Origin of the sequence: Hymenobacter sp. UV11 (assembly GCF_004684095.1) — a bacterium.
Taxonomy (GTDB): Bacteria; Bacteroidota; Bacteroidia; order Cytophagales; family Hymenobacteraceae; genus Hymenobacter.
In genome coordinates this window covers 78,613-103,891 of the sequence record NZ_SRII01000002.1, presented here as the reverse complement: position 1 = coordinate 103,891, position 25,279 = coordinate 78,613, and the positions used below count along the sequence as shown (strand labels likewise).

The window sequence follows — 25,279 nt, the reverse complement described above, 5'->3', positions numbered from 1 at the left end:
AGATAGAAACAGTTGCGCGGCCTAACTGCCGAGGAAGCCGCCTCCAAAAGGCCTGCCATACTGTTCAGATAATGGCTAACGGCTAGGCTCTCAGATAGATGTGCGGAACCCGAAACCAGTCGGCTTTTTAAGTAAACCTTAATTTTATCTTAAGAAAGCTTTAAGAACAGCCCCCGTTAAAGGACCATATCTTAAAAATACTGGCTGGTTGCCGCCCGGCACCCGGCTACTGTTTACTCATTTTTCTCTTTATGAAAGTTTACCTATTGGCGGCTGCGGCGGCCATTCTCTCGCTCACAGCCACGCACGAAGCGGCGGCCCAAAATCGTCGAAATAACAACAATACGACGACCATGCCGGCCACCTCGCCAACGGCAACTACTCCGGATAACACGGCCAACCCGCCCGCCGACACCAACGGCAAGCTCGACTACCGCAACCCCGCCGCCGACCCGCTCATTCCGGTAGAGGCCGAAAAGCGCCAGCCCATCACCGACGACCTGCAGGCCACGGTAGTGGAGCTGCTGGAGCTTTTCCACGATTCGAAGCAGAGCCACTGGAACCTGCGCGGCCCCATCTACCTCTCGCTGCACGAGCAGCTGCAGGAAAATGCCGACGAGTACCGCAAGTATGGCGACATCCTGGCTGAGCGCGTGCTGCAAGTGGGCCACCCCATCGACGGCCGTACCAGCGTGATAGCTGCTACCGCCAACCTGGGCGGCTACCCCGGCGGCTACCTGTCCGATAAGCAAGTGCTCATCTTGATGACCGAGCGCATCAACACCGTAGCGAAGCGCGTGCGCCAGCGCATCGAGCATATGAGCAAAGTGGATGAAGTAACTTCTAACCAGCTGCAAGAGTTGAGCTATGCTCTTGACAAGCAGGTGTGGAAGTTCCGCGTGATGCAGCAATAACCAGCCTGGCCACTAGCTAAAAAAGCCCGCCCGCAGTTCCCATTTGGGTGATGCGGGCGGGCTTTTTTAGCTAGTGGCCAGTGCTTCCCTACCCCTACTGGGCCACGTCGGCAAAGGTGTAGGTATGGGCCACTTCGAGCGGCTGGCCGTCGGCCTCGGCATACGGGTACACGAAGTAGTTGAGCGGCGCGCCAGCCTGCTTGGGCTTGAGGGTGAGGTCGCGGCCGCGGGTAAACTCGACGCGGTTTTCGTCGTGGGCGCCGAAGAAGTAAGCGCGCTTATCGGGGTTTTTGGCGGCTTCCGAGGCATCGACGGGTACCCAGCCGGTTTGCTTGGTGAAGAACTCGGCCCAGCAGTGGTAGCCCTTGATTTCACCCTTGCCGCGCTCGGCGGGCAGCGGCAGCCCGATGCTGAAGCGCGCCGGAATGCCCAGCGCCCGGCAGTAGCCGATAACGATGGCGTGAAAATCGGTGCAGTTGCCGCGCCGCGCGTCGCAGGCGTAGTAGATGTCGCCGCGGCCCCAGCCCTGGCCGGTTTTGTCGTAGGTGACGGTGCTCACCACGTGCTCGTAGATGGCGCGGGCCTTTTGCAGGTCGGTTTTGGCGCCGGCCTTGTCTACCACGTCCTGGGCCTGGGCCTTGATTTTGAAATCGAGTGGCACCAGCCGGTCGGGCGCCAGCCAGCGGCTGAGATTGGGGTCCTGGGCCTCAGTTTCGGCGGGCGCGTGGTCGTCGGTAGCGCGCAGGTTGAGGTGCTCGCGGCGCGTGACCTGGGCCGTGAGCGTGACCACCAGCGGCGCCGTGGGCACGGTAGCCGGCTTCAAGTGCAGCGTTTGGTTGCCGTACTGGTCGGTGGCAATGGTGTAGGGCACGCCGGCCTCAATCTTGAGGTCGTGCACATCCTGGCTCTTGTCGCTGTGCGGCACGGGCATCCACAGCTCCAGGGCCTTGGTGCCGGCCGCGGGCACGGGCACCGTGGCCCGGCTCGTGAGCTGGAAGGTGCGGCTGCGCGGCGCAACCGTTGTAGTGGCCGGCGCGGCGGCGGTGAAAAGCAGCGCCGTAGCAGCGAGCAGCAGGGGTTTCATAAGCGGCGGAACTAGTAAAGAATCACAAATTTACGCCCTACCCCCCAAGTGGGGCCCAACCGGCACAACGCCCCGTTGCGGGCCCTGATTACCAGCTTAGCGGGCACATTGCCCAAAAAATGCACGGCGGCGAAACCCGCCCCGCCGTATTAGGCCTAACTACTACCGGATGGCGGCCAGGCGGCCGCCGCCCGGCCTTTTCCACTTCTCTCTTTTCATGAAATCTCCCAAGCAAAAAACCGCCAAGCGCATTCTCGTGACCGGCGGCACCGGCAAGCTCGGTAAAGCGTGCGTGCAAGACCTGCTGGCCCACGGCTACGACGTATTCGTGGTCGACGTGGTGGCGCCCGAAAAAGGCATTCCGCACATCATCGCCGACCTCTCCGACTTTGGCCAGACGCTCGACGCGCTCTCCTCAGTGAGCTTCGATATCCACGCCGGGGTAGGGCCGCAAGCTTTTGATGCCATTGTGCACCTGGCCGCCTTCCCTACCCCCCGCCAGTACCCCGACGCGCACTTGTTCCAGAACAACCTCATGGGCACCTACAACGTGTTTGAGGCCGGGCGGCGGCTGGGCATTCACAACATCATCTGGGCCAGCAGCGAAACCACGCTCGGCGAGCCCTTCGACGGTGCTGAGCCCTACGCGCCCGTGGACGAGGATTACCCGCTGCGCGCCAAGAGCGCCTACGCCCTGGCCAAGGTACTGATGGAGGACATGGCCCGCCAGTTCGTCCTCCAAACGCCCGATATGAAGCTCATCGGCCTGCGCTTCTCGAACGTGATGGAGCCGCAGGACTACGCCAAATTTGCGGCCTACGACGACGACCCCGAGGAGCGCAAGTGGAATATGTGGGCCTACATCGACGCCCGCGACGGCTCGCAGGCCATCCGCAAGGCCATCGAGTGGGAGGCCACTGGCATGCACCCCTTCATCATTGCTAATGCCGACACGGTGATGTCAAAATCCTCGACCGAGCTGATGAAAAACTTCCTACCCCAGGTGGAAGTGCGCAAGGAGCTGGGCGAGCACGAAACGCTGCTCTCCATCGAGAAGGCGCGCCGCGTGCTGGGCTACGAGCCCGAGTTCAGCTGGCGCAACAAGAAGTCGTGGCAGGCCTAACACAGTAGCGCGAACTTTGTAGTTCGCGTCCCCGCGCCAGTCGAATCAACCTGATGGCGCGGGGACGCGAACTACAAAGTTTGCGCTACAAGTTTTTTAATAACTACCTGTTAATTAAGCCATAACAGCTTCTTTAGCGGTAATCGTCACGCTGTCTAGGCCTTTCTGCACGGCCGTATCCTGCACGCCGGGAATGGACAGGCCTTCAGCGCGGGCCACGGTTACGTCGGTCATGCCCAGGAAGCCAAGCACGGCTTTCAGGTAGGGCGCTACGAAGTCGTAGCCGGCCGCCGGGCCCTCGGAATAGATACCGCCGCTGGCCATAGCCACGTACACTTTCTTGCCGGTAATGAGGCCCTGGGGAGCACCATCGACGTACTTGAACGTGACGCCGGCGCGGGCAATGTGGTCAACCCAGGCCTTCAGCGTGGAGGGAATACCGAAGTTGTAGAGCGGCGCGCCAATCACGATAACGTCGGCATCCTTGATTTCCTGGATGGCGTCGTCGGAGTGCTTCACGGCAGCAGCATGCTCGGGCGAGCGGCCTTCAGCGGGCGTGAAAAACGATTGCAACGTAGCCTCCTCCAGGTGCGGGAAGGGGTGGGTAGCCAGGTCGTGCACCACGACATTGCTGCCAGGATTGGCGGCCTGCAGTTTTTCGATGATGCCGTTGGCGAGTTGAATGCTGGCCGAAGCCCCTTTGCGCGGGCTGGAAATGATGTTGAGGATATTCACGAGAAAGACAATGGTTGTGGCCCAAGAGCCAGTAGGTACAAGGTCAGGCGCGGGGCTAACCGCGCTTCAAATGTACATACATCTAATGTATCAACATTGTTTCTTGACGGATAAAAAAATCCTGCCCATCCTTAACGCCTGGGCAGGCTCTGGGGGCGCACCGTGGCTGAATGCTGCTTATTGAAGTGTCAGCCGGGCGTACTTGAAAGTGTTACCTGGGCTCTTACCACCCCACATCTTCTTAATCAGCAGGAGCGAATTATTTGAGGTCCAGCATACTTGAGAGGGCTCCCAAGTTTTGGGTTCTAAAGACCAGACCTCTCGCCAGGTGCCATTCTTTAAGTGGAACAACCGGATATAATTAGAATTTGCCCAATATTCCAGCCCTGCCGAAATAGCCACATAGCTGGTGAGGTCTAGCGAAAATTCTGGCTTATCCTGAAACACTAACTGCTGGCCACTTTGGCTAAGCACTATCATGCGCGACCACTCATAGTGACGATGAAAAATCAAATGCACTCCCGCCTGCGGTAAATAACCCTCGTACTCATACTTTTCCCAATCAGGATTATCTTCCTCCAAGTTGCTGTCGCGAAAAACCTTCTGTCCTTTTGCGGTTGGAATGACAATGCGCCCGTGCTGCTTTTTAAGCGGAAACGTAACGCGCGGCTTGGTTTCGACGCAGCTTTTTGCCGCCGCCAGGTACGCTGCTTTCGTTAGCGGGCTGAACGTGACGCGCACGGCGGGCGGGGCGCCGGCCCTACCCCCGCCAAGCAGCGCAACGAGTAGCAGCAAGCCGGTTTTCATAAATTAATTGGCAGTTAAGTACCTGGGCAAGATACTAGCGGCCGCATCTTTGCGCCCATGCCCGACGCTGCCCCGCTCCTCCCCTACCTCGTTTTCGACTTCGACTCCACGTTTACGCAAGTCGAAGGGCTTGATGAGCTGGCCGACATTGCCTTGCAAGGCCAGCCCGACCGGGCCGCGCGCGTGGCCCAAATCAAGGCCCTCACCGACCGCGGCATGGCCGGCGAAATCGGCTTTCAGGAGTCGCTGCGCCAGCGGCTGGCGCTGCTGGGGGCCAACCGGCGGCACCTGGCCCCGCTGGTGGCGCACCTGCAAACCAAGGTGAGCGCCAGCATCCGGCGCAACGGCGACTTCTTCCGGCGCTTTGCCGACCGCATCTACGTGGTGAGCAGCGGCTTTCGGGAGTTTATTGAGCCGGTAGTGGCCGAGTTTGGCATTCCGGCCAGCCACGTGCTGGCCAATACGTTCACCTACGATGCCGAGGGCAACATCACGGGCTGCGACCCGCAGAACGTGCTGAGCCGCGACGGCGGCAAGATTCGCCAGCTCGTGCTGCTCGACCTCGACGGGCCAGTGTACGTGCTCGGCGACGGCTACACCGACTACCAGATTCGGGAAGCCGGCCTGGCCCACCGCTTCTACGCCTACACCGAAAACGTGAGCCGCCCCAGCGTGGTAGCCCACGCCGATGAGGTGCTGCCCACTTTTGACGAGTTTTTATACCAACTGAAATTACCGATGACTCTTTCGTATCCCAAGAACCGCATCAAGGTGCTGCTGCTGGAAAACCCCGACGCCCGCGCCGCCGAGCTCTTCCGCCAGGAAGGCTACCAGGTGGAGCAAGTGAAAGGTGCCCTCGACGAAGACGAGCTAGTGGCCCGCATCGAAGGCGTGAGCATCCTCGGCATCCGGTCGAAAACGCACGTGACCCAGCGCGTGCTCGACGCGGCCAACCGCCTCATCGGCATCGGCGCCTTCTGCATCGGCACCAACCAGATTGACCTGCCGGCGGCCATGAAAAAGGGGGTAGCCGTGTTCAACGCGCCCTTCAGCAATACCCGCTCGGTGGTGGAGCTGACGCTGGCCGAGCTGATTATGCTGGCCCGCCGCATTCCGGAGAAAAACCCCAAGATGCACGCCGGCGAGTGGGACAAGTCGTCGAACGGCTCGTTCGAGATTCGGGGCAAGACGCTGGGTATCATTGGCTACGGCAACATCGGGGCGCAGCTCTCGGTGGTGGCCGAGGCCGTGGGCCTAAAGGTCATTTACTACGACATGGCTGAAAAGCTCCAGCTCGGCAACGCGGTGAAGGTTAAGACCCTGGAGGAGATGCTACCCCTGGCCGACATCGTGACGCTGCACATCGACGGCCGCCCCGAAAACCAGGACTTCTTCGGCGCCAAGGAATTTGCCTTGATGAAGCCCGGCGCGCTGTTTATCAACAACGCCCGCGGCCACGTGGTAGACGTGCCCGCCCTGGCCGCCGCCCTGCGCAGCGGCCAGCTCGGCGGCGCGGCCATCGACGTGTTTCCCCACGAGCCCAAAACCAACGCCGAGAGCTTCGAGAGCGAGCTGCGTGGCCTGCCCAACGTGCTCCTTACCCCCCACATCGGGGGTAGCACGGCCGAGGCTCAGCGCAACATCGCCGAGTTTGTGCCCGAGCGCATTATGGAGTACATCAACACCGGCAACACGCAGCAGAGCGTCAACTTCCCCAACATTCAGCTGCCGGTGCAGCAGGCGCACCGCCTCATTCACATCCACGCCAACGTGCCCGGCGTGCTGGCCAACATCAACAACGTGCTGGCCACGCACCACGTCAACATCCTGGGCCAGTACCTCAAAACCAACGAGCACATCGGCTACGTGATTACGGACATCAACCGCGAATACGACCAGGACGTGATTCAGGCCCTGCGCGAGGTCGAGCACACCATCAAGTTTCGGGTGCTGTACTAGCCGCGGGGCAAACTCTTGGGCGGCGCTGGTCGTTATCTTCCTGTTGTCATTTAACTTACTGCCATGTCCCAGCTCACTATCACGCTCGACGACAACTTGTTGCAGGCCGCCCAGGAGTACGCCCGCCGGAATGGGCAGGAATTGAACGCCTGGGTAGCGCAGCTGCTGGCAGAAGCTATGCAGCCGGCTACCGATGCGCCGGCCGACCAACCGGCGCGGCCTTTATCGCCCCGCATTCAGCGCCTGTTTGGCGCAGTGAAGGTGCCCGCTGATTTTGACTATAAGAAAGTGTTGGATGAGGCAATGCGGGAGCGTTACGGGATATGAGGCATTTTTTTGTAGACACGAATGTGCTGCTGGATTTTTTAATGCACCGTGCTCCTTTTGCATTTGCTGCCGCAGAATTATTCCAACTGGCGGAGGACCGCACCATCGGGCTCTATTGCAGCAGTCTATCTTTTAGCCAAGCCCATTACGTCCTCCGCAAGGTAGTTGGGTCTTCCCAAGCGCAGGATTTGCTTATTGAAATCGCTGACATCGTGACAATCATTGCGGTTGACTCGCGTAACGTCAACGATGCCTTGCGTTCTTCCTTCACTGATTTTGAAGACGCGCTGCAATATTTTGCCGTCCTGGCCGAAGAGCCAGTCATCGAGGCCATCGTCACTCGCGACCCAAAGGGTTTCGCAAGTGGCGCCCTACCCGTGCTGACACCCCCGGAGGCGTTGGCACGGGTAGGGCGCTAGTCGGCCACTGGCGACTGACTGGCGGCCAGCTCAGGCGGCAGACTCAGTGCGTGCTGATAAGGCACTTGCCGCAGCTCAGACACGGGGATACCGCTTTTCAGGTCGGCCAGCAGCTCGCCTAGCAATTCCATGCTCTGCGCGGCCGGGCACCGAAACTTGCGCATCACGTAGCCGGTGGCCAGGCCCACCCACTGGTCGATGCTCTGCTGAATGAGCAGCAGGTCGGCGTCCGGAGCTTCGCGCAGCTGCGGCTGCTGAGCCAGGCGGTCGTCTTCTTCCAGGTGCAGCCGAATGGTGTTCATGGCTAGGGAAAAAAGGGTTTTGTCGCGGCGCAGCTGGCGCGGGCGGGGGGTAGGCATAGCAGCTCGGCTAATGTGGGAGGAACTGCAAAGGTAGAAGCAGGCGCTTAGCACGGCCTCGCGGCGCGGCCCAGGCAGTACGCAGGCTCTGCGCGTCGTAAAGCACCCCGGATAGAAAACGGATTCATCGCCCTACCCCACGCTCAAAGGCCGGCCCGCTGCACTGCGAGTCGGCCTTTTGTTTAGCTAGATAAGCTGATAGAAAGCGGAGAGCGGGTACTGTTAATTAGTTGTGGCTGAGGCGCTGGGTGGTGGTGCCAGCGGCGGTAGTGGTGCGCAGCAGGTAGAGGCCGGGGGCCAGGGCAGGCAGTTCGGCCAGCGCCTGGGGGGTAGCGCCCAGCTCCACGGCGCGGCTGTACACGGTGCGGCCATCGAGGGTGAGCAGGGCGATGGTAGCCGGCTGGCTAGCCTCGGCACCGGGCAGGGCTACGCTCAGCGTTTCGGCAAAAGGCGAGGGGTAGGCCAGGGCCTGGGCCGCCACGGCAAGGCGGGTGGCGGTGAGCACCACCACGGGCGAGTAGGCCACGGTGCCGTCGAGGTCTACCTGGCGCAGGCGGTAGTAGCTGAGGCCGGCCGGGGCGGCGGCGTCGAGGTACTGGTAGGTGCGGGCGCTGGTGGTGGTGCCGGCGGCGGCTATGCTGCCAAGCGGCGCGAAGGTGTTGCCATCGGCCGAGCGCTCTACTTCGAAGCTGCGGCTGTTTTGTTCGGTGGCCGTGGCCCAGCGCAGTTGGTTGCCGGCGCTGGTAGCCTGGCCAGTAAAGGCGGTGAGCACCACCGGCAGCGGCGAGGCCACGAGGGCCGCCTGCTGGGCCTGGGTGTAGAGGTAAATCGAGCCGTTGGTGTCGCCAATCAGCATGTCGAGGCGACCGTCGTTGTTGATGTCGGTGATGATGGGCGCCGCGAAGCCACCCTCGTTGTTGCCCGTGGTACCCATGTTGATGGCCGTGGTGCCGTCAGTAGTCAGGTTGCCTTTGCTGGTGAACGTCAGGGCGTAGCGCGCCGACTGCTCGTAGCGGATAATGGCCCCGAGCTGCGTGCCCATCACCATGTCCAGCAGCCCATTACCATCCATGTCAAAAATCAGCGGCTTGGAGGTACCATTCGCGGTCGCGCCATCGGCTTTGATATCGACCCCGTCGACCTGCACGTTGCCGGCGTCGGCAGTAAAGGTGGCGGCGTTCACGGCGCTGGCCTCGTAGCGCTTCATCAGGCCCGAGTAGTCGCCAATCAGCAGGTCAAGCTTGCCATCACCGTTCAGGTCGGTAATGGCCGGGCGGGGGAAGTTGCCACCCGTCAACAGGTCGGCGCCCGAGGTCAGTTTTAGGTTGCCAAGCGAAGTAAACGTGGTGGCCCCAGCGGCCGTTTGCTCGAAGCGGGCAATGTGCTTGTCACTACCGGTGCCTACCAGCATATCCAGCAAGCCGTCGCCGTCGATGTCGGCCACGGTCGGCTTGGCGAAGTTGGTCACCCGAATATCTACGCCACCTGCCTGCAAGTTGCCAATTTTGGTAAAAGCCGTGCCGTTTACAGTGGTCTGCTTCCAGTACTCCACATTGCCGTTGGCATTGCCAATCAGCAGGTCGGTGCGGTTGGTGTTAGTCAGGTCGGCAATGGTGGGGGTCGAGTAGTACACCGCACCGTAGGCAGCCGTCACGGCCGAATTGCTGGCAGCAGTTACTTTAATAGAGCTAAACGAGGCGCCCTTCGTGGTTTGCTGCGGAAAGGTGGTGCCCGAGGTGCTGCGCGTCACGCCAAACTGCGTGGCCGATAGCACGTTGCCCGTGGCCGTAGTGAGCACCAGCTTGCCGGTGCTGGCGGCTACGGGTACCGTCACTTGCAACGATACACCCGTATTGATACCCAGTTTCAGCGATTGACCATTGAGCAGCACCGACTTTGCCCCGGCAAGACCGGTGCCCGTGATGGTAATCGAGGTGCCGACCGGACCCGTAGCCGGCGTGAAATTGGTAATGGTTTGGGCCAGCGTAGCCAGCGGCAGCGCTACCCCGGTAGCGAAAGCTAAAAACCTGAACATTTTGGCAGGTGAATATTTGGTAGAGAGCAACATAAAGTAGAAGCGCAGAAGAAGGTTGAGTGCTGATAACACTACAAATTTCCCCTTCGCAGCGCAGCCAGATGCCTCTCTTTCGTCCAGTTTATAGTTTCACTATGCGAATGAATGTAAAGCCCAGGTTAAATAATGCGCTCGGCATCCAACGCGCTACGAAATCGCGCTTTTTGCGCACTACTATGCATTTTACAGTATTCCGAAGTGGTTTCTGCTGGGTATTTCAGCCTTATATTATCAGATAAAATATAGCATTTAGCCCAATCAAATGCTATCTGATACGTTCTGATTACCGCTAAAGCCTCAGCTTAGAGAGCAGGCAAGCTACACGCCAGCGGAGCCTCCTCCCTCCCACTGCCATAAGGGAACTTAAGCTACATTCTTACACGCGGGCGCGGCTGCTTCTAGAGCAGTTCCCAAGGCGGTGTAGGTTCGGGTACATGCGCCGGTCCGACGGCGGAGCCGTCCGACCGGTTGTTGCAGGAACGAGGACTGAACGCCTGACCAGAAGGCGCACCCGACAACCGGTCGGACGGCTCCGCCGTCGGACCGGAGCGGGTAGACCAACCTGGAAATTGCTCTAGGTGGTCAGAGCCTCGGCCCTACCCCCCTCCTAGAGCCGCGTGCGTACCTCGCTTAGTATCCACTGCATGGTGTTGCGGGTGCGCTGGTCGTCGCCGGGAATGCCGTTGTTGAAGAACGTGACGGCCACCAGCCGGCCGCTTTTGCAGCGGACGTAGCCCGCCAAGTTGCAGGTGTGGGTGAGCGTGCCGGTTTTACCCCAAAACCACGTCACCTTGGGCGGGCCGGGCTCGAAGTAGCGCTTGCGCAGCGTGCCCTGGCCGCCGCCGGCCGCCAGCAGGCTCAGCAGGCGGCGCTCGGGCACTTGTTGGTGCAGCCGCACCAGCAGCGCCGTGAGGGTGCGCGGCGTGAGCAGGTTGAGGCGCGACAGGCCCGAGCCATCAACCCAGTCGGGCCGGTCAGGCAAGCCCTTCAGCTGGTTTTTGAGCAGAAAGCGAATGGCCCGCGGCCCGCTCAGCGAGTCGCGGTAGCCGACTTGCGTACTGGCCATGAGCAGCAGCTGCTCGGCCAGGAAATTGTCGCTCACGCGCAGCATGCGGCGGTAGAGCGAGTCGGCGCGCATCCCGCGCAGCGTGGCCACGCCGTCTTGGTTAGGGCGCGGGCGCCACGGCACGCCCACAATGGCCCGGCGCAACGTATCGCCGAGCAGGCGCAGCAGCAGCGTGCGGCTGGTGCGGTAGGGCACCTCATCGACCCACTTTTTGGGGGTAGGGACGTAGGTAAAGCGATTTTCGAGCGGCGCGCGGTACACGTGCTCCTCGTCGTCCTGATCGGGCGAGAGGCGAAAATCCTCCCCTGCCCGCTCGGTCAGCGGCGCGAAGCTGCGCGGCACTACCCGCACGTGCTGCGGCAGCATCCGCACTGCCGCGCCCGGCCGGGCGCGCACCACTTGCGGCACCAGCCCGTAGAAGCGCACCGTGTTGCCATACACCGGAAACGCCGTGCGCTCGGGCTGGAAATAGTAGCCAAAATCGTCCCAGGACCAGCTTGGGCCGTAGGTGGGCACGCAGGCAATATCACAGTAAGCCAGCACTTTCTCGGGCCGATTGGCCAGAAAAGCGTAGGCCCGCCGCGAGGGCACGTCGCCGTGCAAAAAAGTGGGGTCGCCGGTGCCCTGAAAGAACAAGGTGTCGCCCCGCGAGAAGTAGCGCAGGCTGGGCAGCGAGTCGCCGAGCAGCGCTAGTCCACCAGCCAGGCTCAGCAGCTTCATGGTGCTGGCAGGGGTGAAGTAGCGCGCCTCGTTGTAGCCAAACAGCGGCTCGCCGGTGGTGGCGTCGGCCAGGGCCACGCCCACCTGGTGGCGGCGCAGCGCAGCGCTGCTATCGAGGCGCTGGCGCAGCCAGGGCATGTCGATGCGGCCAGTGGCCGAATCGACTACTACAGCCGGCGGCAAGGCAGTTGTGGGGGTAGTAGTTTGCCCGCAGGCAGTGGTAAAAACGAGGCTCAGCAGCGCCAGCAGACTGGCGTAGCGCTGCGCCGCGCGAATAGCAGAAACAGAGGGTAGCATGGGCACAGCCGCAACTTAAGCACGAACGCGGCAGTAGTTGGCCTGCTTGGGCCCCTACCCCCCTTTTTTAGTAGCAAAGCCCGCTGCGCACCGCTTACTTCAGCGTCAGAAACTTCTGCTGCATCACGTCCTGCACCGAGCGGCCCGAAATCTTGCTTTCGAGCCACGAGATGATGTCGAAATACAGGAACGGCCGGCGGTCGAAGGGCCGGGCGGCGATTTCTTCCAGCTTGGCTTTCAGGCTGATAAATTCCTCGCGCAGCTGCGCCGGCGCCGCGTGCCCTACCCGCCGCAAAAACCGGAATACCTCGACCTGCATGGGCTGCTGGTCGTTCATCTTGCCCAGAAACTGGTACACCGAGCGCACCTGGTATTCGAGTTCGGCATCCTGGCCGGCTTCGTAGTGCGCCACCAGGTTGAGGATGCGCGCAAAGCACTGCAGGTCTTCGCGCAAGCTCAACTCCTTGTGTTCAATGATGCGATTTAAGTACTTGATAGCCTGCCTATACTGACCGCTGCCAAAGTACAAACAGGCAATTTTGTAGTAAAATACCAGCGTGCGATGCAAGTCGAGCTGGCCCTTGTACTGCTCCAGCTGCTCCAGCAATTCGGGCACAATCTCTACCCCCTCCGTGAAGCGCGCCTCCAGAAAATAGGCGTTGATGCGGTTGGTCCAGATGTACTGAAACAGCAGGATTTCGGTGTTCGGCGTGGCACGGCGCGTCTGGTTGGCCCCAAAGTCCTCCAGCACCTGCAGCACCTCCCGGAACCGGCTGTAATACATCATATTAAACAAAGATGCCAGCACGTTGTGCAGGCCCTTGATGTAGAGCATCGTCTGGCTTTCCTTGAGGTGCGGCTGCTGCTCAAACAGGTCTACCCACTTCTGCGCGTAGCGATAGCAAGATTTAAAATCCTGGTTGATAGTATGATACCACACGTGCGCCTGATAAAAGTACAGCTTCTCCCAAAAACCGCTGTTGCGTGCCAGCTGCGCCGGCAACTGATTGCGAAAATAGGCCGTAAACTGCTCGTGGTCAGCTTGGTTACGGGCGTGCCCGGCATGCAGGTACAGCCCATACAGCCGCAGCGACGCATTGGACAAGGCGTGCTGCTGCGCGAGGTGCGCCGCCGTGGCCGTGGCTTCGGCCGCCAAAGATTCGGCCCTACCCTGCAAGCTGCGCGTGATGTACTGCGACTCAATAAGCTTCTCAAAATCAATGGCTAGTAACGCCACGTGCGGCAGCTCGGCCTGCTGGGCGGCCAGCTTTACCTTGGCCAGCATGCGCAGGCTTTGCTGGTAAAAGCCTTTGTTGTAGAGCACGCGGGCATAGTCGAGCTGCTCGTGCAGCTGAATGTCCAGGTTTTGGCCCGCGTGGTAGAGACGCAGGCTGGCCAGCAGCTGCTTATACAGGTTGGCCTTGAGGTTGGCGAGCTGAGCGCGCTTGAGAGCCGGCACCTGGGTCAGCACGCGCTCCTCATCGTGCTGCTCCTGAGCATCGAATGCGTCAAAAAGCTGGAGAAACTTGAGGCCTTCCGTTGAGCCCTGGCGGTTAGTAAAGAGCCGAAAATGGCGCTTTTCCGACTGCGTCAGAGATTTTATTAGCTGAAAAACGGGGTCATTGCTCTTATTAGGCATTGTATAATAACTAGTTGCAAAACCCTTATTTACAGTTTATTAACCAAAATAATAGTCAACTTGGAAATAATAGAAACCACGGAAAAATGTTTTTGCCAGCTTGAAAAGTACTGGTACTTGCAGTGCAATAACAAAGTTGGCCCCGTCTCGGCGGGCTTTTTATCTCTTATGGCGACGCAAAAAATTCAGATTTTCGATACCACGCTCCGCGACGGCGAACAGGTGCCGGGCTGCAAGCTAAACCAGCAGGAGAAACTCGTTATTGCCCGCCAGCTGGAAGCGCTGGGCGTCGATGTCATCGAGGCCGGCTTTCCGGTGTCGAGCCCCGGCGACTTTGCCGCCGTGGCTGCCATCGCCGCCCAAACCAAGGAAGCCACCGTCTGCGGCCTCACCCGCGCCGTCGAAAACGACATTCGGGTGGCTGCCGAGGCGCTGCGCGGGGCGCGCCGGCCGCGCATCCACACCGGCATCGGCACCTCCGACCTGCACGTGCAGCAGAAGCTGCGCACCACCCGCGAAGACGTGGTGCAGCGCGCTGTGGCCGCCGTGAAGCTCGCCAAGAGCTTTGTGGAGGACGTGGAGTTTTACGCTGAAGACGCCGGCCGCACCGACAACGAGTTTCTGGCCCGCGTCTGCGAAGCGGCTATCGCGGCTGGCGCCACCGTCCTCAACATCCCCGACACTACCGGCTACTGCTTACCCCAGGAGTACGGCGCCAAGATTAAGTACCTGTACGAGAATGTAAAAGGTATCGACAAGGCGATTCTTTCGACGCATTGCCACAACGACCTCGGCCTGGCTACGGCCAACTCCATCGCGGGCGTCAGCAACGGCGCGCGGCAGATTGAGTGCACCATCAATGGGGTAGGCGAGCGCGCCGGCAACACGGCCTTGGAGGAAGTGGTGATGATTTTGCGCCAGCATCCCTACCTCAACCTCACGACCAACGTGCAAACCAAGCTATTGGCTGAAACCTCGGCGCTGGTCTCGCACCTCATGAGCATGCCCGTGCAGGCCAACAAGGCCATCGTAGGCGCTAACGCCTTCGCGCACAGCAGCGGCATCCACCAGGATGGCGTGATTAAGTGCCGCGAAACCTACGAAATTATTGACCCTAAAGAAGTTGGCGTCGCCGATTCGAGCATCGTGCTCACCGCCCGCTCGGGCCGCGCTGCCCTCGCCTACCGCCTCCAAAAGCTGGGCTACGACCTGGAACGCCCGGCCCTGAACATGGCCTACGCCAGCTTCCTGCAATTGGCCGACCGCCAGCGCGAAGTATTTGACAACGACTTACACAGCCTTATTGAGCAAGAAAAATTAGTAGCCATCGGCTAAACAAGACTAAGGAAACGGGGTGGCAGGCGCTGCCAGTGGGTGGGAGCAGGGAAATCAGGGGGTCGGGTTAAAAACCCATAAACGCCATTCTTTCACACTCTTAACACGACCAAAATTTCCCCCTGTTGCTTCGTTTCCTTAGCCTTTTAGTTGATTACTGCTTACTTAAAAAATCACCTGTAGCACGTCATGCTGAACGCAGTGAAGCATCTCATCCGCTTCGTTTGAACGATGCGGATGAAGCGCCCAAGATGCTTCACTGCGTTCAGCATGACGTGCTAAAAGTTACGCTATCCCTACCCTACCTCATGTCCCGCACGCTATTCGATAAAATCTGGGATGCCCACGTCGTTCGCTCCGTTGAGGGGTTGGACGTGGTGTACATCGACCGGCACCTGATTCACGAAGTCACCAGCCCCCAGGCGTTTGACGAGTTGGCGGCGCGCAACCTGCCGCTGTTCCGCCCCAGCCAGATACTCGCCACGGCTGACCACAACGTGCCGACCCTGCACCAGGACCAGCCCATCCGGGAGCCGCTCTCGCGCTTGCAGGTGGAGAAACTGACCGAAAACTGCGAGAAGTACGGCATCGAATTGTACGGCCTGGGCCACCAGCGCCAGGGCATTGTGCACGTTATCGGGCCGGAACTGGGCCTGACCCAGCCAGGCCTCACCATGGTATGCGGCGACAGCCACACCAGCACCCACGGCGCGTTTGGCGCGGTGGCCTTCGGCATTGGTACCAGCCAAGTGGCGCAGGTAATGGCCTCGCAGTGCCTGCTGCTGAGCCGCCCCAAGCGCATGCGCATTTCGGTAGAAGGCGAGCTGCGGCCCGGCGTCACGGCTAAAGACCTGATTCTCTACGTTATCGCGCAGCTCGGTACGGGCGGGGCCACCGGCCACTTCGTGGAGTACGCGGGCAGCGCCGTGCGCAGCCTCAGCATGGAAGGCCGCATGACGGTCTGCAACATGAGTATCGAGATGGGCGCGCGCGGCGGCCTCATCGCCCCCGACGCCACTACGTTTGCCTACGTCGAGGGCCGGCCTTTTGCCCCCAAAGGCGAGGCCTGGCACGACGCCGTGGCCTACTGGCAAACGCTGTATTCGGACGACGACGCCACGTTTGAAACCGAGTACACCTACCAAGCGGCCGACATCACGCCGATGATTACCTACGGCACTAATCCCGGCATGGGCATTCCGCTCACCGGCCACGTGCCGAGCGAAGTGCCCGCCAGCGAGGCCGAGAGCTTCGACAAGTCGTTGAAATACATGGGCTTCGAGCGCGGCGAATCGCTGCTCGGCAAGCAGATTGACTACGTATTCATCGGTAGCTGCACCAACTCACGCATCGAGGACCTGCGCGCCGTGGCCGCCTACGTACAGGGTAAGCAAAAGGCCAACCACGTGGAAGCCATCATCGTGCCCGGCTCCAAACAAGTTGAGCATCAGGCCATTGCCGAGGGTATCGACAAGATTTTTGCCGCCGCCGGCTTCGAGCTGCGCGAGCCCGGCTGCAGTGCCTGCCTGGCCATGAACGAGGACAAGATTCCGGCCGGCGCCTACTGCGTGGCCACTTCCAACCGCAACTTCGAAGGCCGCCAGGGCCCCGGCTCGCGCACGCTGCTGGCCTCGCCGCTGGTGGCAGCCATCACGGCCGTGCAGGGCCGCATCGTGGACATCACGCAGTATTTGAACTAATGGAAAAATTTCAAACCCTGCACACCACCGGCCGGCCGCTGCCGCTGGAAAACATTGACACCGACCAGATTATCCCGGCGCGGTTTCTGAAGGCGACCACCCGCGAAGGCTTCGGCGAAAACCTGTTTTGCGACTGGCGCTACAACGCCGACGGCTCGCCCAAGCCAGGGTTTGTGCTGAACGACTCGCGCTACCGCGGCTCCATCCTGGTAGCCGGCAAAAACTTCGGCTGCGGCAGCAGCCGCGAGCACGCCGCCTGGGCGCTGTACGATGCTGGTTTTCGGGCCGTTATCTCCAGCTACTTCGCCGACATCTTTCGGGGTAATGCGCTGAATACCGGCCTCCTACCCCTGCAAGTGAGCGATGAGGTGCTGGCCCGCCTGCTGGCCGCCATCGAAGCCGACCCGCAGTTGGAATTGGTGGTCGATTTGCCCTCCCAAACGCTGGCCGTGCCGGCCTGGAGCGAGACGTTCAGCTTCGCCATCGACGGCTACAAAAAGGAGTGCCTGATTAACGGCTACGACGACATCGACTTTTTAGTGAATCAAAAATCGGCCATTGAGGCCTTTGAAAAACAACGCGCCTGGACATGGTAACCAAGAAAATAGCTTTACTGCCGGGCGACGGCATCGGGCCGGAAGTGTGTCGGCAGGCCGTGAAAGTGCTCGACGCCGTAGCCGAGCGCTTCGGCCACCGCTTTGAATTTACCTCGCACCTCGTGGGCGCCTGCGCCATCGACGCCACCGGCAACCCGCTGCCCGACGAAACGCTGGCCGCTTGCCGTGCCGCTGACGCGGTGCTCTTTGGTGCCATCGGCGACCCGAAATACGACAACGACCCCACTGCCAAGGTGCGCCCCGAGCAGGGCCTGCTGCGCATGCGCAAGGAGCTGGGCTTGTTTGCCAACATCCGCCCCGTCACGGCCTACCAGGCGCTGCTCAAGCATTCACCCCTGAAATCGGACCGCATCGAGGGCACCGATATGGTGATTTTCCGAGAACTGACGGGCGGCATCTACTTCGGTGAGAAGGGCCGCACGGCCGACGGCACGGCCTACGATAACTGCACCTACTCGCGCCCCGAGATTGAGCGCATCGCGCACCTGGCGTTTCAGTCGGCCGCCGGCCGCCGTCAGCATCTCACGCTCGTGGATAAGGCTAACGTACTGGAAACCTCGCGCTTGTGGCGCGAAGTAGTGCGCGAAATCGCGCCTCAATACCCCGACGTGACGGTCGATTACCTATTCGTGGACAACGCCGCGATGCAGATTATCACCAACCCCCGGCAGTTTGACGTGGTGCTGACTGAGAACATGTTCGGCGACATTATCTCGGACGAGGCCTCGGTCATTGCCGGCTCGATGGGCCTGTTGCCCTCGGCCTCGGTGGGCGCGGCGGTGGCGGTGTTCGAGCCCATCCACGGCTCCTACCCCCAGGCAAAGGGCAAAGGCATTGCCAACCCGCTGGCCGCCATCCTCTCGGCCGCCATGCTGCTCGACCACCTGGGCCTCACGGTCGAGGCCGAGCTGGTGCGCGAGGCAGTAGATGAAGCGTTGACTAACAATATCTTGACACCGGAATTAAACCCCACCGCTCCGTATACTACTGAGCAGGTGGGTAGCTACGTAGCGTTTTGGATTGCCGACTCGAACGAGCAGCAGTGGAACGCGCACAACATTGCGGTGGGCGTGAGCACGATTATTTAAACAACGTTTGCCTCACCCCTAGCCCCGGTTCGCTTTAGGCGCGAAGCCAGAACAACAATCCTATGCCCCGCCTACCCCTCCTTTCCGTGGTCATTATTATGCCTACCCTCGCGGGCTAGCCGAAGCTTCTTACTCCAAAGAAAACCTTCCTAGCCCGTTGCTCAGGAAGGTTTTTTTAGGACCAAACTCTTCTTTATCGTCGAAATAACCTCATGACGCTCAATAAATTCAGCCGCATCTACACCCAGGACGACAGCTTGCCGGCCTCGCAGGCCATGCTCATCGGGGCGGGCTTGTCGGACGCGGATTTGCGCAAGCCGTTCGTGGGCATCTGCTCCACGGGCTTCGAGGGCAACACCTGCAACATGCACCTCAACGGCCTGGCCGACGAGGTGAAGCGCGGCGTGGCCGCCCAGGGCTTGGTGGGACTGCGCTTCAACACGATTGGGGTGAGCGACGGCATCACCAACGGCAACGCGGGTATGCGCTACTCGCTGGTTTCGAGAGAAATAATTGCCGATTCGATTGAGGCGATGGCGGGCGCGCACTACTACGACGCGCTGGCTACCGTGGTGGGGTGCGACAAGAACATGCCCGGCGCGCTCATCGCCATGGCGCGGCTCAACCGGCCCTCGTTGATGGTGTATGGTGGCACCATCAGGGGTGGCGAGTTCAAGGGGCAGCAGCTCAACATTGTGTCGTGCTTTGAGGCTTACGGTAAGAAAGTTAATGGTAATATTTCGGAGGAAGACTACCAGGGTATTATCCACAATGCCTGCCCCGGCCCCGGCGCCTGCGGCGGCATGTACACGGCCAATACCATGGCGGCGGCCATCGAAACGCTGGGCATGAGCGTGCCCGCCTCGTCGTCTCTGCCGGCTGAGAGCGCCGCCAAGGTGCAGGAGTGCCTCGATGCCGGCGCCTACCTGCGCAACTTGCTGGAGCTGGACTTGAAGCCGCGTGATATCCTGACCCGGGCGGCGTTTGAGAATGCCATGGTGATGATAACCGTGCTCGGCGGCTCCACCAATGCCGTGCTGCACCTCATCGCCATTGCCCACGCGGCCGGCGTGAAGCTGACGATGGAGGATTTCCAGGCCGTGAGCAACCGCGTGCCGGTGCTGGCCGACCTCAAGCCCAGCGGCCGGTATTTGATGGAAGACCTGTCGAAAATCGGCGGCGTACCCGCCGTGCAGCGCACCCTGCTTGACTACGGCATGCTCAATGGTGACCTGCTGACCGTGACCGGCCGCACGCTGGCCGAAAACCTCGCCGACGTAAAGCCATTGGGCGCGGAACAGGATTTGCTGCGCCCGCTCAGCAACCCCATCAAGGCCGATGGGCACATTCAGATGCTCTACGGCAACCTGGCCACCAAGGGGGGGGTAGCAAAAATCACCGGTAAGGAAGGGCTGCGGTTTGAGGGCCCGGCCATCGTGTTCAACTCGGAAGAAGAGCTGAACCAGGGCATTATCGACCACAAAATCAAGGCCGGGCAGGTGGTCGTGATTCGCTACGTGGGCCCCAAGGGCGGGCCGGGAATGCCCGAAATGCTGAAGCCGACCTCGGCCATCATGGGCGCGGGTCTGGGCGACAAGGTGGCGCTGATAACCGACGGCCGCTTTTCGGGCGGCACGCACGGCTTCGTTATCGGCCACATTTGCCCCGAGGCCTACGACGGCGGCGGCCTGGCCCTGGTGCAGGACGGCGACTGGATTATCCTGGACGCCAGCACCAACACCATTGACGTGCAGCTGACCGACGACGAGCTGGCCGCCCGCCGCGCCGCCTGGCAGCGCCCGCCGCTGCCGGTGCGCCAAGGCGTGCTGCTCAAGTACATCCGCACCGTGAGCGACGCCAGCCACGGGTGCATCACTGATTTATTAGAAGAAGATTATGTCCCCGCAGACCTTAGCCCAGCCCGCCGCTAGCCCGGCCGCCGCCCCTACCCTCGCCCCCATGACGGGCGCGGTAGCCACGCTGCAAGCCCTGGTGGCCGAAGGCGTGGACACGATTTTTGGCTATCCCGGCGGGGCCATCATCCCGATTTACGACGCGCTCTACGACTTCAAGGACCAGCTCAACCACGTGCTGGTGCGGCATGAGCAGGGCGGCATTCACGCGGCGCAGGGCTACGCGCGCAGCTCGGGCCGGGTGGGCGTGGCGCTGGCCACCAGCGGGCCGGGCGCGACCAACCTCGTGACGGGCCTGGCCGATGCCATGATTGACAGCACGCCAGTGGTGTGCATCACGGGGCAGGTGTTCGCGCATTTGCTGGGCACCGATGCGTTTCAGGAAACGGATATCATCAACATCACTACCCCCGTCACGAAGTGGAACTACCAGGTAACCAGGGCTGAAGAAATTCCAGAGGCACTGGCCAAGGCCTTCTACATTGCGCGCAGCGGCCGGCCGGGCCCGGTATTGGTGGACATCACCAAGAACGCGCAGATGCAGACCTTCGACGCGCCGGAGTACGAGCCGTGCACGCACATCCGCAGCTACCGGCCCGCGCCGGTGGTGCGCCGCGAGTACGTGGAGCAGGCGGCGGCCCTGATTAACAGCGCCAAAAAGCCCTTTATTCTGTGGGGCCAGGGCGTAGTGCTGGGCAAAGCCGAAGCCGAGTTCAAGGCCTTTGTGGAGAAAAGCGGCATTCCGGCGGCCTGGACTATTCTGGGCGTGGGGGCCCTACCCACCGGCCACCCGCTGAACGTGGGCATGCTGGGCATGCACGGCAACTACGGCCCCAACGTGCTCACCAATGAGTGCGACGTGCTGATTGCCATTGGGATGCGCTTTGACGACCGGGTGACCGGCCGGCTCGACAAGTACGCCAAGCAGGCGCAGGTTATTCACCTCGATATCGACCCGACCGAGATTGATAAGAACGTAAAAACCACCGTGCCGGTGTGGGGCGACTGTAAGGAAACCCTACCCCTGCTCACAGCGCTGGTCGAGCGCAAGGCGCACCCCGAGTGGCTGGCCCGCTTCAACGACCACATGGCGCAGGAAGTGGAGGCCGTAATTCAGGAGGAGTTATTCCCGACTTCGGAGGAGCTGACGATGGGCGAGGTGATGCAGCAGCTCAACGAAATTACTGGGGGCGAGGCCATTATCGTGTCCGATGTGGGGCAGCACCAGATGGTAGCCTGCCGCTACGCGCAGCTCAACCATTCGCGCAGCAACGTGACGAGCGGCGGCCTGGGCACCATGGGCTTTGCGCTGCCCGCCGCCATCGGGGCCAAGTTTGGCGCGCCCGACCGGCCGGTGGTGGCCGTGATTGGCGACGGCGGCTTCCAGATGACGATTCAGGAGTTGGGCACCATCATGCAGACGGGGGTAGACGTGAAAATCATCATCCTCAACAACCAGTTTTTGGGCATGGTGCGGCAGTGGCAGGAGCTATTTCACCAGCGCCGCTACTCGTTTGTGGATATCCAAAGCCCTGATTTTGTGGCCGTAGCCGCGGGCTACCGCATCGCCGGCCAGCGCGTGGACGACCGCGCCGACTTGCGCCCGGCGCTGGCGCGGATGCTGGCGCATCCGGGGTCGTTTTTGCTGGAAGTAATGGTGACGAAGGAGAACAACATCTTCCCGATGGTGCCGCAGGGGTGCAGCGTGGCGGAAATCCGGCTGAAGTAGGGTAAGCTTTAGCTTGCCGCCTCAAGGCTTTTTTCGCTCTTTTTCAATTTATTACCCACGCACGGCAAGCTAAAGCTTACCCTACACGCTATGGACCGCCAGGAATACAACATCACCGCGTACACCGAAAACCAGGTGGGCTTGCTCAACCGCATTGCCATCATCTTTTCGCGCCGCAAAATCAATATTGAGAGCCTCAACGTGTCGCCTTCGGAGATTGAGGGCATTCACCGCTTCAACATCGTGATTGTGGAAACGGAGGAGGTGGTGGAGAAGCTGGCCAAGCAAATCGAGAAGCAGGTGGAGGTGCTGAAAGTGTATTTCAACACCAACGCCGACGTGATTTGGCAGGAGATGGCCCTCTACAAAGTGCCCACCGACGTGATTGCCGAAAAAGTGCTCGTGGAGCGCCTGCTGCGCGAAAACGGGGCCCGCGCCGTGGTCATTCGCAAGGACTACACGGTGTTTGAAACTACCGGCCACCGCGAAGAAACTGACAACCTGATTAAGGCTTTGCAGCCGTACGGGCTGATTGAGTTTGTGCGCTCGGCGCGCATTGCCATTATCAAGGCCAGCGACGGTTTTCACCACAAGCTTCAGGAGTTTGAGCGCCGCGAGCCGAGCGAGGAAGTGGCCGAGAACGAGTTTTTGAATGACCGCGAGCAGGTCTTTACGATGTAGCGCGGGCTTTAACTACGCTGACTTTCAGTTTAGTACGCGACCCAGACAATTTTATTAAACACCTTTTTTCACTCCACTCGCGGACTAAAAGTCCGCGCTACCCCCCCACTACTATGGCAACCATCAACTTCGGCGGCGTACCCGAAACCGTAATCACCCGCGACGAATTTCCGCTCGACAAGGCGCTCGACTTTTTGAAAGACGACACCATTGCCGTTATCGGCTACGGTGTGCAGGGCCCCGGCCAGGCGCTGAACATGCGCGACAACGGCTTCCATGTTATTGTGGGCCAGCGCGAGGGCACGCCTTCGTGGGAGCGCGCCCTTAAGGATGGCTGGGTGCCGGGCGAGTCCCTGTTTTCGATTGAGGAAGCGGCCGATAAGGGTACCATCCTCTGCAATTTGCTGTCGGACGCGGGGCAGATTGCGCTGTGGCCTACCCTCCAGAAATACCTCACGCCGGGCAAGACGCTGTACTTCTCGCACGGCTTCGGCATCACGTTCAATGACCAGACGGGTATCGTGCCCGCCAAGGACATCGATGTGATTCTGGTGGCGCCCAAGGGCAGCGGCACCAGCCTGCGCCGCCTGTTTGTGGCTGGCGGCGGGTTGAACTCGTCGTTTGCCGTGTTCCAGGACGCTACGGGCAAAGCCTGGGAGAAGGCAATTGCGATGGGCATCGGCGTGGGCTCGGGCTACTTGTTTGAAACCGACTTTAAGAAGGAAGTGTACTCCGACCTCACTGGCGAGCGCGGCGTGCTGATGGGCGCCCTGGCCGGCATCATCGAGGCGCAGTACCAGGTGCTGCGCCAGCGCGGGCACTCGCCTTCCGAGGCCTTCAACGAAACCGTGGAGGAGCTGACCCAAAGCCTGGTGCCGCTGGTGGGCGAAAACGGCATGGACTGGATGTTTGCCAACTGCTCGGTGACGGCCCAGCGCGGCGCCTTGGACTGGAAAGGCAAGTTCCGCGACGCGACCCTACCCGTGCTCAACGAGCTGTATGACAGCGTGGCTAGCGGCGAGGAAGCCCGCCGCACCATCGAGCGCGGCTCGACGCCTAACTACCGCAAGGAGCTGGAAGCTGAGTTGAAAGAAGTGCGTGAATCGGAGCTGTGGGCCACTGGCGCCACCGTGCGCGAGCTGCGCTCACGCAGCACCGCGAGCGTGGAGGCGTAAATCCTTCTGTTACCGATTACAACAGGCCGTCATGCTGCGCTTGCCGAAGCATCTCTACCACGCCGCTAGGGTTACTAATCCAACGAGGCGGTAGAGATGCTTCGGCAAGCTCAGCATGACGTTCCTTTTTCCTGTACTGACTCAGAACCAGCCCCCTACCCCCCATGCCCGACCTGCTAGCCCCGGCGGCCACCGCCGTCACCCTGGAAAACGTCGAGGCCGCCGCGCGCCGCCTCAAAGGCGTGATTACCAAGACGCCCCTGATGCTGAACCTGGGGCTTTCGCGCACTTATGACGCCACCATTTTGCTCAAGCGCGAGGACTTGCAGGTGGTGCGCTCTTACAAAATCCGGGGGGCTTACAACAAGATTGCCACGCTGCCGATTACCGTGCCGGGCCGTCAAATCGTGTGCGCCAGCGCCGGCAACCACGCTCAGGGCGTGGCCTACGCCTGCCAGCTACTGGGCTTGCAGGGCGACATTTTTATGCCCGCCCAAACGCCCGCGCAGAAGGTGGACAAGGTGCGCCTCTTCGGCAAAGACATGGTGACGGTGCACCTCACGGGCCGCACGTTTGACGACTGCTACCAGGCGGCGCAGGCGTTTTGCGATGCGCGCGGCAGCACGTTTGTGCACCCGTTTGATGACTTGGCGATTGTGGAGGGGCAGGCTACGGTGGGTCTGGAAATCCTGAAATCAGCTCATAACAAGCCGATTGACTTCTGCTTCATGCCCATTGGGGGCGGTGGGCTGGCCTCGGGCTTATCGAGCGTGTTTCGGCAATTGAGCCCGCGGACCCGGCTCATTGGGGTGCAGCCGCTGGGCGCGCCGAGCATGCACGACGCCATTCGGGCCGGGCAACGGCAGGCCCTACCCCACCTCGACACCTTCGTGGACGGCGCGGCCGTGAAATGCCCCGGCGAGTTGACGTTTGAGATTTGCCAGGCCCTGCTCGATGAGGTGCACCTCGTGCCCGAAGGCCAGGTGTGCGAGGATTTGCTGAAGATGTACAACGAGGAAGGCATGGTACTGGAGCCCGCCGGCACGCTGGCCATCTCGGCCCTGCACGCCTACGCCGACCAGATAAAGGGCAAAACGGTGGTGTGCGTGGTGAGCGGCTCCAACAACGACATCACCCGCATGGAGGACATCAAGGAGCGCGCCCAGCGCCACCAGGGCCTCAAGCACTACTTCATGGTGACGTTCAACCAGGCGCCCGGCGCGCTCCGGCGCTTCGTGAACAACGTGCTGGCCGAGGGCGAGGACATCATTCAGTTTCAGTACATCAAGAAGAACAACAAGGAGAAAGGCCCCGTTTTCATCGGCGTCGAGGTCAAAAAGCCGCATGATGTGGAGGGTATCAAGGCGCGGATGGCGGCCGAGGGCTTTGGGTTTGAGTATCTGAACGGTAAGCAGGATTTCCTGAGCCTACTAGTGTAGCGGGATAGAGCTGCAACGGGTTTGGTACTGATTTAGCAAACTATGGGCAGCTTTCACGCGGGCAGCTGCCACGGGACAC

At 60.8% G+C, this 25,279-nt stretch carries 21 protein-coding genes; 14 read left to right on the top strand and 7 right to left on the bottom strand.

Going from position 1 to position 25,279, the window contains the following annotated elements; genetic code table 11:
* Window positions 1-251: 251 nt before the first annotated feature.
* Window positions 252-914, top strand: coding sequence for a Dps family protein (locus tag E4631_RS03045; protein ID WP_133657468.1), 663 nt, complete (start codon window positions 252-254; stop codon window positions 912-914).
* A 94-nt stretch (window positions 915-1,008) separates the two neighbouring features.
* Here the strand turns inward: E4631_RS03045 and E4631_RS03040 are convergent, their stop codons facing one another.
* Window positions 1,009-1,998, bottom strand: coding sequence for a transglutaminase-like domain-containing protein (locus E4631_RS03040; protein ID WP_133657469.1), 990 nt, complete (start codon window positions 1,996-1,998; stop codon window positions 1,009-1,011).
* Window positions 1,999-2,215: 217 nt separating this feature from the next.
* On the opposite strand from E4631_RS03040, the gene E4631_RS03035 reads away from it, so the two are divergent.
* Window positions 2,216-3,121: an NAD(P)-dependent oxidoreductase gene (locus E4631_RS03035; protein ID WP_133657470.1), complete on the top strand. Its 906-nt coding sequence runs from the start codon at window positions 2,216-2,218 to the stop codon at window positions 3,119-3,121.
* A gap of 114 nt (window positions 3,122-3,235) precedes the next feature.
* Here E4631_RS03035 and E4631_RS03030 read toward each other — a convergent pair whose 3' ends face one another.
* Both E4631_RS03030 and E4631_RS03025 read right to left on the bottom strand, forming a co-directional pair.
* Window positions 3,236-3,856 carry an FMN-dependent NADH-azoreductase gene (locus E4631_RS03030; RefSeq protein ID WP_133657471.1) on the bottom strand — a complete coding sequence of 207 codons (621 nt, stop codon included), beginning with the start codon at window positions 3,854-3,856 and terminating at the stop codon, window positions 3,236-3,238.
* 177 nt (window positions 3,857-4,033) lie between these two features.
* Window positions 4,034-4,663, bottom strand: coding sequence for a hypothetical protein (locus E4631_RS03025; protein WP_133657472.1), 630 nt, complete (start codon window positions 4,661-4,663; stop codon window positions 4,034-4,036).
* A 57-nt stretch (window positions 4,664-4,720) separates the two neighbouring features.
* Between E4631_RS03025 and serA the strand changes: the two genes are divergently transcribed.
* The 3 genes from serA (at window position 4,721) to E4631_RS03010 (ending at window position 7,368) form a co-directional block, all read left to right on the top strand.
* Window positions 4,721-6,622 (top strand): phosphoglycerate dehydrogenase, encoded by a 1,902-nt coding sequence (gene serA, locus E4631_RS03020; RefSeq protein WP_133657473.1) that lies wholly within the window; start codon window positions 4,721-4,723, stop codon window positions 6,620-6,622.
* A 63-nt stretch (window positions 6,623-6,685) separates the two neighbouring features.
* Window positions 6,686-6,949 (top strand): DUF6364 family protein, encoded by a 264-nt coding sequence (locus tag E4631_RS03015; RefSeq protein WP_133657474.1) that lies wholly within the window; start codon window positions 6,686-6,688, stop codon window positions 6,947-6,949.
* Window positions 6,946-7,368 (top strand): PIN domain-containing protein, encoded by a 423-nt coding sequence (locus E4631_RS03010; RefSeq protein ID WP_133657475.1) that lies wholly within the window; start codon window positions 6,946-6,948, stop codon window positions 7,366-7,368. Before E4631_RS03015 ends, E4631_RS03010 begins: the two co-directional genes overlap by 4 nt.
* Here E4631_RS03010 and E4631_RS03005 read toward each other — a convergent pair.
* From E4631_RS03005 to E4631_RS02990, 4 genes are all read right to left on the bottom strand, one after another.
* The gene (locus tag E4631_RS03005; protein ID WP_133657476.1) at window positions 7,365-7,727 is read right to left on the bottom strand and encodes a hypothetical protein; all 363 of its coding nucleotides are present in this window, start codon (window positions 7,725-7,727) and stop codon (window positions 7,365-7,367) included. The two genes, E4631_RS03010 and E4631_RS03005, sit on opposite strands and share 4 nt — an antisense overlap.
* Before the next feature lie 226 nt (window positions 7,728-7,953).
* The gene (locus E4631_RS03000; RefSeq protein WP_133657477.1) at window positions 7,954-9,795 is read right to left on the bottom strand and encodes a VCBS repeat-containing protein; all 1,842 of its coding nucleotides are present in this window, start codon (window positions 9,793-9,795) and stop codon (window positions 7,954-7,956) included.
* A 613-nt stretch (window positions 9,796-10,408) separates the two neighbouring features.
* Complete coding sequence (locus E4631_RS02995) at window positions 10,409-11,884, bottom strand: D-alanyl-D-alanine carboxypeptidase (protein ID WP_133657478.1); 1,476 nt, start codon at window positions 11,882-11,884, stop codon at window positions 10,409-10,411.
* A 94-nt stretch (window positions 11,885-11,978) separates the two neighbouring features.
* Window positions 11,979-13,523, bottom strand: a complete 1,545-nt coding sequence (locus E4631_RS02990; RefSeq protein ID WP_240734641.1) for a hypothetical protein — start codon at window positions 13,521-13,523, stop codon at window positions 11,979-11,981.
* A gap of 168 nt (window positions 13,524-13,691) precedes the next feature.
* On the opposite strand from E4631_RS02990, the gene E4631_RS02985 reads away from it, so the two are divergent.
* From E4631_RS02985 to ilvA, 9 genes are all read left to right on the top strand, one after another.
* Window positions 13,692-14,858: a 2-isopropylmalate synthase gene (locus tag E4631_RS02985; RefSeq protein ID WP_133657479.1), complete on the top strand. Its 1,167-nt coding sequence runs from the start codon at window positions 13,692-13,694 to the stop codon at window positions 14,856-14,858.
* Window positions 14,859-15,166: 308 nt separating this feature from the next.
* The gene (leuC, locus tag E4631_RS02980) at window positions 15,167-16,558 is read left to right on the top strand and encodes a 3-isopropylmalate dehydratase large subunit (RefSeq protein WP_133657480.1); all 1,392 of its coding nucleotides are present in this window, start codon (window positions 15,167-15,169) and stop codon (window positions 16,556-16,558) included.
* Window positions 16,558-17,154, top strand: coding sequence for a 3-isopropylmalate dehydratase small subunit (gene leuD, locus E4631_RS02975; protein ID WP_133657481.1), 597 nt, complete (start codon window positions 16,558-16,560; stop codon window positions 17,152-17,154). The genes leuC and leuD overlap by 1 nt, the downstream gene beginning before the upstream one ends.
* Entirely contained in the window at window positions 17,148-18,263 is a 1,116-nt protein-coding gene (leuB, locus tag E4631_RS02970; RefSeq protein ID WP_133657482.1) for a 3-isopropylmalate dehydrogenase, read from the top strand. Before leuD ends, leuB begins: the two co-directional genes overlap by 7 nt.
* 212 nt (window positions 18,264-18,475) lie before the next feature.
* Window positions 18,476-20,194 carry a dihydroxy-acid dehydratase gene (ilvD, locus tag E4631_RS02965; RefSeq protein ID WP_133657483.1) on the top strand — a complete coding sequence of 573 codons (1,719 nt, stop codon included), beginning with the start codon at window positions 18,476-18,478 and terminating at the stop codon, window positions 20,192-20,194.
* 28 nt (window positions 20,195-20,222) lie between these two features.
* Window positions 20,223-21,905: a biosynthetic-type acetolactate synthase large subunit gene (ilvB, locus tag E4631_RS02960; RefSeq protein ID WP_240734669.1), complete on the top strand. Its 1,683-nt coding sequence runs from the start codon at window positions 20,223-20,225 to the stop codon at window positions 21,903-21,905.
* 90 nt (window positions 21,906-21,995) lie between these two features.
* Window positions 21,996-22,586: an acetolactate synthase small subunit gene (gene ilvN / locus E4631_RS02955; protein ID WP_133657485.1), complete on the top strand. Its 591-nt coding sequence runs from the start codon at window positions 21,996-21,998 to the stop codon at window positions 22,584-22,586.
* Window positions 22,587-22,699: 113 nt separating this feature from the next.
* On the top strand, window positions 22,700-23,761 hold the full coding sequence (gene ilvC / locus E4631_RS02950; protein WP_133657486.1) for a ketol-acid reductoisomerase: 1,062 nt from the start codon (window positions 22,700-22,702) through the stop codon (window positions 23,759-23,761).
* A gap of 164 nt (window positions 23,762-23,925) precedes the next feature.
* On the top strand, window positions 23,926-25,200 hold the full coding sequence (ilvA, locus tag E4631_RS02945) for a threonine ammonia-lyase IlvA (RefSeq protein WP_133657487.1): 1,275 nt from the start codon (window positions 23,926-23,928) through the stop codon (window positions 25,198-25,200).
* Window positions 25,201-25,279 lie beyond the last annotated feature (79 nt).